5 protein-coding genes and 3 pseudogenes are annotated in these 9150 nt (G+C 35.7%); 7 read left to right on the top strand and 1 reads right to left on the bottom strand.

Annotated features, from left to right (window positions below; genetic code table 11):
- From QWU_RS06145 to QWU_RS10145, 3 genes and pseudogenes are all read left to right on the top strand, one after another.
- Positions 1 to 233: pseudogene (locus tag QWU_RS06145) on the top strand (hypothetical protein); the annotation flags it as partial.
- A gap of 207 nt (positions 234 to 440) precedes the next feature.
- On the top strand, positions 441 to 641 hold the full coding sequence (locus QWU_RS06140; RefSeq protein WP_017196406.1) for a helix-turn-helix transcriptional regulator: 201 nt from the start codon (positions 441 to 443) through the stop codon (positions 639 to 641).
- A 102-nt stretch (positions 642 to 743) separates the two neighbouring features.
- Positions 744 to 899: a hypothetical protein gene (locus tag QWU_RS10145; RefSeq protein WP_169313102.1), complete on the top strand. Its 156-nt coding sequence runs from the start codon at positions 744 to 746 to the stop codon at positions 897 to 899.
- Here the strand turns inward: QWU_RS10145 and QWU_RS10365 are convergent.
- A pseudogene (locus QWU_RS10365) lies at positions 883 to 1145 on the bottom strand (recombinase family protein); the annotation flags it as partial. The gene QWU_RS10145 and the pseudogene QWU_RS10365 sit on opposite strands and share 17 nt — an antisense overlap.
- A gap of 201 nt (positions 1146 to 1346) precedes the next feature.
- On the opposite strand from QWU_RS10365, the gene QWU_RS06130 reads away from it, so the two are divergent.
- The 4 genes and pseudogenes from QWU_RS06130 to QWU_RS06110 all read left to right on the top strand — a co-directional run bounded on the left by QWU_RS06130 (position 1347) and on the right by QWU_RS06110 (position 8429).
- Positions 1347 to 1652: a hypothetical protein gene (locus tag QWU_RS06130; protein ID WP_017196404.1), complete on the top strand. Its 306-nt coding sequence runs from the start codon at positions 1347 to 1349 to the stop codon at positions 1650 to 1652.
- A gap of 70 nt (positions 1653 to 1722) precedes the next feature.
- Positions 1723 to 2178, top strand: coding sequence for a hypothetical protein (locus QWU_RS09265; RefSeq protein ID WP_017196403.1), 456 nt, complete (start codon positions 1723 to 1725; stop codon positions 2176 to 2178).
- A 438-nt stretch (positions 2179 to 2616) separates the two neighbouring features.
- A pseudogene (locus QWU_RS06120) lies at positions 2617 to 3057 on the top strand (YfjI family protein); the annotation flags it as partial.
- Positions 3058 to 3452: 395 nt separating this feature from the next.
- Positions 3453 to 8429, top strand: a complete 4977-nt coding sequence (locus tag QWU_RS06110; RefSeq protein ID WP_017196400.1) for a DEAD/DEAH box helicase — start codon at positions 3453 to 3455, stop codon at positions 8427 to 8429.
- Positions 8430 to 9150: the final 721 nt, after the last annotated feature.

Raw genomic sequence — 9150 nt, 5'->3', positions numbered from 1 at the left:
GTATGTCCCAATGCATGCAAAAAACTGGACTAAACGCCTGCCCGCATGGATTTCGTTCTAGTTTACGCAATTGGCTTGCTGAAACAACCGATGCCCCCTATGAGGTCGCTGAAACCATTCTAAGTCATACGGTAGGAGGACAAGTAGAGCGTGCCTATCGTCGCACTGACTATCTAGAACAGCGCCGTGTCTATATGGATAAATGGGCGGCTTATGTCACCGGTCAATCTTAAGATATGGGGTGAATAACCCCATGATCTGTGGATAACTTTAGCTCTCTTCTCTCTCATTCTTTCTCAATAAGATTCATAAATTATCACATAAGAAATTATATGATAAAATATTGTTTTCTATGAATAAAACATCTTTCTAAATGAACCAAAATGTGGTTAATAAATAGTTATGATTTGTTCTCATTTTTTGATAGAAAGGATTTTATTATGACAGAAAATGATATTCTTTTGACAGACCGTGAAAGCGCAAAATTGCTTCATATGAGTGTTTCAACATTTCGCCGTTATGTTACCAATGGTTCTCTCCCAAAACCTTTAAAATTTGGCTTTTTATCGCGTTGGTTACAATCGGATCTTATCAATGTCATCGAGCAAGCAAAACAGCAACGTTATAACGACGCGGCATAAAAAGAAAACCTTGTCACGTAAGGACGGACAAGGCTTTCTCAAACTCATCACCCTAAAGTTTAGCATAATCCGTCCTATGGTGCAATAATCATAGGATAAAAAATGATGTGTTTTTTTAAGAATGCGCAGGGCATTACACGTGCTGTGCCAGGGGTTTGGCATGGATATTATGGGATAGCCCGTTGTCCTGCTTATGATGATAGGCTGCCTAGCTTATCTCTAAATAAATTGGCGTATCTTATAAATTACGCTCACTAGCAGATTTAAGAATTTCTAAAACATTAAAAGAAAAATCCGCTATATGAGAAAATTTAAGCATCAATAACAATTCCACTGCTCTGTTCTTTCGATTAAAGCACCAAGCTTCCCTTCTATTTATAGTTTCTCTCCAATATGGAGTGAAGCAAAACCATTTTTGTTAGCATATTCTAACAATCCAAGTTTTTTATTTTCTGTATCTTGTCCATCAAGAGAAACTCGTAAATATGCGTAAAACTTTGACACTTTCAATAAAGATCATCAATTAAGTGTATATATTAGTATAAAAATGATAATTTTCTTTGATACCAATCAAAATGTTCAAAGCTAAAAACAGATATCTTATTTTCATTTCAACAACAAATTGAAAATTTCATAGGAAATTTGATTGATCAGATTTAACCATTAGATTAATATTTCAAGACAGATTACAGAAAGGAATTTCCTATGCAAAAGAAATTACCCAAAAGTTATATGACAGATGTTGAACGTGAGGAGTTACGAGCAGGCGGTTTAGATCAAAACTGTATTTATACTGCTGAATCAGAAGCGGCTGACCGTGCTAACGATAGCAAAGCAGCGTGGGAATGGTTGGCAATGACTGAACCTCCAGCGCATACACTTTTGTTTCTTAAAAAGCAACATGGAGCGCAATTTATTCGTGATATGGGATTTTCTACTAAAGATGCTGATAAAGAATATGGTCCCGATTGGTTAGATAAAGATGTTATTATAGGAGATCATCATTTCTAATGAATTTGAAGAGTTAGAACGTATTTTTGTTCGCGAAAATAACTATGTAAAAAGTCTTGATGAAGCATTAATGACCAAAAAACTACATGGTGTGCGGAGTGATTTGTGTAGTTATCTTCGTAACATTGGAAAAAGTGGTGATTTATCATCACTTCTTGGTACGGAACGTAGTCTTGTAGAAAACGATTTGCTGAGATATGCCAATAGTAAGGCTATGATTAATAGTCTTAAAACAGCATTAACGGAAATAGATGTTATTAAAAAGCACGTAATCCTTGTTAATGATCCTGCGCAATATAAGACGGTAAATGAAGTTTATAGTTTACCCAAAAATCGTAAAGGCGAATTGCCTTACGATGAAGCACGTCAAGCAATAGCATCCCATTATGCACGGTTAGGAAACTTAGATAAATCTCGTTTAACGTCAATTGAAAAATCAATTATTGATGTGCGTAAAGAAAATATGGTGGTTATGCGCAAGCTTTACGAAAAAATGCAAGCCAAAGCTATTGGTATAGATTTCTAACTCAATAAAGTACTCATAACAAAGCTTTTTACATTAATTTATTCACACATCTTTAAACGTAATGATTAAATGAAAATCTCTCGTTTATATAGCTTTTTTGAAGGGAAAAACTGTCAAATGAGATATCCCTGCTGGTTTCTTTCTTCGTTCAATCAAAAAAATCTTCATTTCTCATTTTCTTAGTGCTGTTTGTATTCTTCATAGCAATATGAAATGTAATTGTGAATCACTTAAATTAATTGAAAATATATTCATTATTGTTTGAAATATATTTTCATCATGAATAGAAAAACTAAAAAGTTTTCTTTCATTATGAAAATCTGAAATGGTTAGTGTTATTTCTTTTTTGCTTTTTCCTTTAACAAAAAACCATTTTGCCTATCGTTTAATGTGGTAATTAAGACAAATGCACTATAGGCTTTTAACATATCAGAAAGAGGTCATTTCTCTGCAAGTTTACAAGCGCATCTTTTGAAAATGAATAAAACCATACCAACCCTTGCATTGATTTTTGAACTTCTTGATAGTGGTAGTTTTGAAATTGGTCTCTATGCCATTACAACAGCATTGCGTTGGGAAAAATATCTGTTAAGTCATGTCAAAAGACTTTATGCGGCGGGGGATACATTAACAGCAGAGCGTGCAAAATTGATTGTTGAACGCTGTGATCATTTGCCCGATGTTATTACAGCTAGGGATGTTTATAAACGTGATTGGAAATGTTTAACAGACAATCAAACCGTTAAGAAAGCTTTAGAGCTTTTATATCGTTGTAACTATATTCGTGAATTTCCTATAAAAGGGAATAAATTAGGTCGGCGTCCTGATAGACGGTATGAATGGCATCCTTTAGTGAAAAGTCATAAAACATCACACTGAGGCGATTTGAAAATCTTATGAAAGATTAAACAATATAACAGTGAACCTTCAAAGCACTCTCCATCATTAGTTTTGGAGGTTTTGGGGGTTTTAAGAACCTACAAAACCTATCTATAAAATCTATCAAAATACTTATTCTGATATTTTAAAACCCATGGTGCATTTGTCTTGATTAACACGTCAAACGAATAGTAAATTTCACTATTTTGCTGATCTGATCTCTCTCATAGCCTGTGGATAAACAGCCTTTAAAAAATCTTTTAAAAAAAATTATCTGCTTTTTAGTATTTTCCGCATTTTTCATACTATTCATTCGAAATGGATTTAATAAGCTGCGTTTTGATTCTTTTGATAAGAATTAATCCAATAATAAGAAAACGGAGCTCTGTTGTAATATGCCTCACTTTCATCATTATGATAATGAACATGTCACTTTACGCTCTCTGTTAGAATATTATCGCAAACAAGCTAAATCACCCCGTGAATTGGGAACGCTGTTTGAAAACCTTGTAAAAGCTTATTTGACAAACGACCCTTTACAAAAGCAGGAATACGAAAAGGTTCAAACCTATTGTGAATGGGCAAAAGAGCATGATGAAGATGGACGTGATATCGGCATTGATCTGGTCGCTACAATCCGTGATCAAGGAGGTTATGCGGCTATTCAATGTAAATGCTATGATGCTTCTCATTGTATTAAAAAAGAAGATATTGATAGTTTTATAGCAGCTTCTGGCAAAAAGATCTTCACCCGTCGTATTCTGGTTGATAGCACCGAAACAGATTGGAGTGACAATGTTGAACTGACTTGTGAGGGGCAAGAGGTTCGTATTCAACGCATAAACCTTTTTGATTTAGAGAACAGTCAAATCGATTGGGGGGCATATAAAGAAAAAGGTGAAGCGACCCTTAAAGAGCAATCTAAAAAAAATCTTTTAGATCATCAGATAGAAGCACTGAAAGCTGTTTGTGAAGGTTTACAAGAAGCAGACCGTGGCAAGCTTATTATGGCATGTGGTACGGGAAAAACTTTCACAAGCCTTAAGATAGCAGAAACCATAGCAGGAAAAGGCAAGCGTGTGTTGTTTTTGGTGCCTTCCCTTGCTTTGATGTCACAAACAATCCGTGAATGGACCCTTGATACAGAAGTGCCCTTGCGTTCCTTTGCGGTATGTTCAGATACACAAGTAGGAAAGCGTCGTAAAAGTAAACATGATGATGAGGCTGGTCTGGATACCTCTGATCTTGCCTTGCCTGCTACAACGGATGCAAAAGAGCTTGCACGTAAAGCCAATAAAACCTCTCTTGATGTGATGACCGTGGTCTTTTCGACTTACCATTCCATTCAAGTGATTTCCGATGCACAAAAAGACCATGATTTACCCGAATTTGATCTAATCATTTGTGATGAAGCGCATAGAACAACTGGTGTTGTATTGGGAACAGACAAGCATGAATCTGAATTTATCAAGGTTCATGATAACAGCATCATTCGAGGTAAAAAACGTCTGTATATGACAGCAACGCCCAAGATCTTTGCTGATCATGCTAAAAAACAAGCCCATGAAATGAATGGCATTTTAGCGTCTATGGATGATGAAGCCCTCTATGGAAAAAATCTTTACACCTATACATTCTCAAAAGCCGTTAAGAATGAACTCTTAGTTCCTTATAAGATTATTATCTTGGGTGTTAATGAAGAGGAAGTGAGTGAATCCATTCAACATCTGATGATCGATGAGAATTATGAACTTACTCTTGATGATAAAACCAAGATCATCGGCTGTTATCAAGCTCTTAGCAAAATAGATCTAAAAGTTGATCTGAGTGATGACCCTAACCCTATGCGACGGGCTTTGGCTTTTTGTAGAGATATTAAGACCTCTGAACGTATCCGTGATACATTCAATTCTCCAGAAATACAGAAAGAATTGTCTGATCTTCATAAGCTTTATAAAGAGACCCCACCTCTTCAGTGTACCTTTGCGCATATTGATGGAACACAAAGTGCCAAGAAGCGCAATGAAGCCCTTGATTGGTTAAAGGAAGATGCGGGGGAGCATGTCTGCCGTGTGCTCACCAATGTAAGATGTCTTTCTGAAGGAGTAGATGTTCCTGCTCTTGATGCGATCATGTTTTTACACCCACGCAAAAGCCAAGTGGATGTGATACAGGCGGTGGGGCGTATCATGCGTCGTGCCAAGGGTAAGAAAAGAGGTTATATCATTTTACCCGTTGGGGTTCCTGCTGGGATTTCTGCTGAAGAGGCTTTAAAATACAACAAGAGATACAGTGTTGTCTGGCAAGTGATCAATGCTTTGCTTTCCCATGATGAAAACTTTGAAGTAACCCTTAACCAGATGATTTTAGATCAAGACGTAAGTCATACTTTAGAGGTTGTTGCCTTAAAGAGTATGACCACGGTTGAAGATAAAATCCATGTTTATGAGAAACCAGAAAGCACAGGGCTTGAGATTGGAAAAGCCGCTTATGAACCACAACGCTATATTCATAGTGTTACAGGAAGATTACCTTTTTATAAAGAGTTTCCCAATGCCCTTAAAACCCTTTTGGCTAAGAAATTTACCCTTGCCGATTACTGGGGCATTTGGGCGAACAATGTTGCTGAGATTGCTCAAAACCATATCAATCGTCTTAAAGGTATACTTTCTGATGAAACCAGTGAAGCTTTTCATGCTTTTGAGAGTTTTTATAAAGAACTAAAAAACAACTTAAACAGTGAAATCAAACAAGAGGAAGCGCTTGAGATGTTAGGACAACATCTTGTGACGCGTCCCGTGTTTGAAGCTTTGTTTGAGGGCAATGAATTTGTGCAAAACAATGCTATCTCACAAGCAATGGAAAAAATCTTAACAGAACTCGATAAAACCAATATTGAAGAGGTATCTCAAGAATTACAAGAGTTTTATGACAGCGTAAAGTTCCGTGCCTCTGGAATTACCTCCCCCCAAGCAAGACAGAACCTTATTATCAAACTTTATGAAGATTTTTTTGCCAAGGCATTTAAGAAAACCACGGATAGGCTTGGGATTGTTTATACCCCCGTTGAGGTTGTAGATTTTATCATTCATTCTGTTGATGATGTCTTACGCAATGAGTTTGGAAAAAGCTTAGGGTCACGTGGCGTCTCTATCCTTGACCCTTTCACTGGAACGGGTACCTTTATCACACGGTTGTTACAATCTAATCTCATAAAACCAGAGGATATGGAATATAAGTTCCGTCATGATATTCATGCCAATGAGATTGTTCTCTTAGCCTATTACATTGCTGCCATTAACATTGAATCGACTTACCATAGTCTTATGAAAGGTGAGTATATTCCTTTTAAGCATATTGGTTTGGCTGATACGTTTCGGATGCTTGAAAAGAAAGACTTATTACAAAAACTATTTAAAGAAAACAGTGAATATTTGGAATACCAGAAAAATCTCAATATTGAAGTTATCTTTGGCAATCCTCCTTATTCAACGGGTCAAAGAAGTGAGAATGATAATAATGCAAATGTAGAATATGAAATACTTGATAGAAGCATCCAAAATACGTACGCACTTAAATCACAAGCAATATTAAAAAGAAATCTCTATGATAGCTATATTCGAGCAATTAGGTGGGCAAGTAATCGCTTAAGTTCTCAAGGTGGTGTTGTTGCCTATATTTCTGGAAATGGATGGGTAGATAAAACATTTGCTGATGGCATGCGAAAATGCTTACAGAATGAATATTCTTCTATTTATATCATTAATCTTCGTGGTGATATCCGAAAAAATATAAAATCAAAAGAGCTATCAAAGGAAGGAGGCAATGTTTTTGGTTCTGGAAGCCAAAACGGAATAGCTGTAACGATTTTTGTGCGCAATCCAAATAAACAACAACCGTGTAAGATTTACTATCATGATATTGGTGATAATCTTTCTACCGAAAAAAAACTTGAGATGCTTCAATACGTTGGTAGTGTTGGTGGCATCACAAATAAATCAGGTTGGAAAATAATTACACCAGACGAGCATGGAGATTGGATCAATCAACGTGATGACAGTTTCAAAGATTTTTTAACAATAGGCGATAAGAAGGGAAATAATAAAAAGCTCTTTGAAACGTTTTCTCTTGGAGTCGTAACCAATCGTGATGCGTGGGCGTATAACTCAAGCCGTGAAACTTTAAAGAAGAACATGAGTAATATGATTGCCTTCTATAACAGCGAAGTGGAACGGTTTAATGATGCTTATTTACAAGCTGATCATAAAGCACGTGCAAAGGCTGTAAATAATTTTATCAATACGGATGAGAGTAAAATTAGTTGGAGCCGTGCACTTAAACAAGATTTGACAAAAGGAAAGATTTTTGAATTTGAGACTACATGCATTACGCAAAGTTTGTATCGTCCATTTACACGACAGTGGCTCTATTATAGTCGCACATTCAATGAAATGGTTTATCAAATGCCGCGGATATTTCCTATGGGAAAAGCGGTTGAAAATAAGGTAATACAAGTTACAGGTACTGGAACCCAATCGGGTTTTTCTGTACTTATGGCTAAAGATTTGCCCAATCTTCACGCAATAGATACTAGTCAATGCTTTCCAAGATATATTTATGAAGATACTACGGTCTTAAAAAGTAAAAGTGAGGAACAATCCCATTTATTTACGAATTCTACAGAAGAAAATAAAAGTACTGGCTTACAACGCCGTGATGCCATTACGGATGAGGGATTAGCACATTTTGAGGCGGCTTATCCGAATGAAACACTCACTAAAGAAGATTTGTTTTATTACGTTTATGGGATTTTACATTCAGAAGATTATCGCGCTCGTTATGCTGATAACCTCTCTAAAGAATTGCCTCGTATCCCTTGTGTAAAGAGTGCTGAGGATTTTTGGAAATTTGTAACAGCAGGGCGTGAACTGGGTCATTTGCATGTAAACTATGAAGATGTGGAGCCTTATCCAGTGACCTTTAAAAAGGGTAATCCAAAATTAACTGACATCTCTAATCCAGAAAAGTTTTATTATGTGACTGAAATGAAATTCGCAAACATTAAGGATAGTAAGAAAAAGGATAAAACCACTGTTATTTACAATAGCAATATCACAATAACAGATATCCCTCTTGAAACTTATGAATATATCGTCAATGGCAAGCCAGCTCTTGAATGGGTTATGGGGCGTCAATGCGTTAAGACTGATAAAAAGAGTGGCATTGTTAATGATGCCAATCGTTATGCTGTTGAAACCATTGGCAACCCTGCCTATCCTCTAGAATTATTTCAAAGGGTTATTACTGTAAGTTTAGAGACAATGAAAATCGTTAAAAACTTACCAAAATTAGAAATGAGAGAAACTGAATAGATTTGGCATGCTCAGATAATAGGCATATTAACCTCACAAAGGGGGGTATAAGGTCTTATACCTATAGGGGGGCTCTATACCCCTTTTATAAACTGCTTACATAACATCTTAAAAGGAGTGTTTATATGCGTTATTCTAAAAAGAAATCATTTGCACTTTTAAACACTGTACTTTGGATTGCTTTAAGATTTATAAGAAATCCACTCTTAAACAGAATTAGATTTTTTTACATTGCCTTTAAAAGATTATATCGCAATCTCAAATGATAGCTTTATAGCTTTCAAAAGCTTTGTTTAAAGAGGGTTATGTATATTCATTTTCTTATATTACTTATAGGTTTTGAAGGTTTCTCAAACCCTCAAAATACCCTCAAAAATATACCGTGGGTTGTATTTATAGGTTGTGTCTTGATATAGGTTGTTTGTTTAAAAAATAACTTATTGAAATATAATAACTTTTATTTTTTGATTGAAAAAAAATATATAAAGGGGGTAAAGGGAACCCTCAAAACCCTCAAAACCCTCAAAACCCTCAAAACTAACAACCGTAAGGATCTTGATAACATTTCTTATGAGTTACAAGCCATCTTTTGAAAGGCTTTAAAGGATCGCATGTTTTTTTAAGACGTGGTTTAATCACTCACTAAAATCATCATTTTAAACATGCTCTTTCTCGAAATACTATAGTTCTTTATCGCATTTGTGCTTTAAAAGATTTTGAT

It is taken from the genome of Bartonella birtlesii IBS 325, from assembly GCF_000273375.1.
Lineage (GTDB): Bacteria > Pseudomonadota > Alphaproteobacteria > Rhizobiales > Rhizobiaceae > Bartonella > Bartonella birtlesii.
This window is presented reverse-complemented; position numbering and strand designations above follow the sequence as displayed.